Annotated in this window: 1 protein-coding gene; it reads left to right on the forward strand. The window is 71.2% G+C overall.

Annotated elements, in window-relative coordinates; genetic code table 11:
- Positions 1-593: TolC family protein (locus NON00_RS24645; protein ID WP_256025441.1), on the forward strand; the 593-nt coding region annotated here is incomplete at both ends.

Consider the following 593-nt stretch of genomic DNA (forward strand, 5'->3'; position numbering starts at 1 on the left):
GCCTCGCGCGATGCGGTGGAGGTGCAGATGTCGGCGCTGCGGCCGACGGTGAGCCTGCAGGCGCAGGCCTTCCGCAACGACAATTCGAGCCAGCCGCATTACCGGGCCTCGGGCGAGCAGATCACGGCGAACCTGTCGGTGCCGCTGTATCAGGGCGGCTCGGAGCATTCGGCGGTGCGTCAGGCGCGGCAGGATGCGCAGCGCTACCGGCAGGTGGTGGACGACCAGCGGCGGCAGGCGATGCAGCAGGCGACGCAGGCCTGGGAGACGCTGCAATCGGCGCGGGCGCAGGTGGAGAGCGTGCGGGCGCAGATCCGTGCCGCCGAGATCGCGCTCGATGGCGTGCAGCGCGAGGCGGTGGTGGGCAGCCGGACGACGCTGGACGTGCTGAATGCCGAGCAGGAACTGCTGAACGCGCGGGTGAGCCTGGTGCAGGCGCTCTCCAACGTGGTGACGGCGAGCTACAATCTGGCCGGCTCGGTGGGCCGCCTGACGGCGCGCGACCTCGCCCTGCCGGTGGCGCAGTACGACATGGAAGCCTATTACCGCACCGTCCGCAGCCGCTGGTTCGGCACCGGCGATCTCGCCGCCGA

Origin of the sequence: Roseomonas sp. GC11, assembly GCF_024437745.1 — a bacterium.
GTDB lineage: Bacteria > Pseudomonadota > Alphaproteobacteria > Acetobacterales > Acetobacteraceae > Pseudoroseomonas.